Genomic DNA, 867 nt, shown 5'->3' with positions numbered 1-867 from the left:
GCGCCTCGCGCCGCAGGTCCCTGTACGCCAGCAATGGCGAGTTGACTAGTTGACGCCGAACGGCGTAAACCTTTCCGAGATCTCTCACCATTGTTGGCGAAATAAAGGATTTTGCACTTCCGTTTACCATCATCGTGAAGCGTTTCGACGTACGCCGTGCGTCGCCAATCGTGAAAGCCTTTCGAACCGTCACCGGCAGAATGAATGGCAGACGTTCCCTGTAGATCATTGATACAGACTGATCAGTTGCGACATGGTATGCCATCTGAATTTTTCTACAAGCGCCTAGAGCAATATCGAGAGAGTTTTGCAATCGTCGAACAAGTACATCTTGAGACCCTCTAGCATTCTCTCCTATTCTTGACCACGCCCACATCGATACAACTGCTGGGTATATCTCGTCTGATTCTTTCGGATGCCGTCCTCCGGCATTTTTATCCCAGAGTGACAACATCGCCGCATCATCACCATTGACCTCACCTATCAAACGCAATCCGACCAAGCACTCAAGAATAGTAGTGGCACCTAGGTCGCCGAGATTTTCTTCTGCATTACGAACAACTGTCGTTCTCATCTGTTCCGCCAGAGTCGCGATTTCACGAATGCTCATCGCTTCACCAGACGATGCATTCGAAACAGCCAGGGCGGCGTCGAGCGATGTCTTCGCAACCAAGTTCGATTTAGCTTGATGCACCATAATCGACGTTGACAAGACCACTTTATTGGCCCAATAGGCCAGGGCACTTCCCGCCCCGAGACGACCAGGAACAAATTCGTCTGGAAAAGAGACGAGCTCGAATTGACTTCCAATTTCACGCCCGAACACAAGTTCGTCGGCAACACTTTCCGTCAATTCTGTACTAACCT

General features: G+C 50.2%; 1 protein-coding gene. It reads right to left on the bottom strand.

From position 1 onward, the window contains the following. Nucleotides 1-867 (bottom strand): hypothetical protein (locus ACYVIP_RS44650; protein ID WP_460407309.1); only part of this gene is annotated, 867 nt, incomplete at both ends.

The organism is Actinophytocola sediminis (genome assembly GCF_054779715.1).
This window is presented reverse-complemented; position numbering and strand designations above follow the sequence as displayed.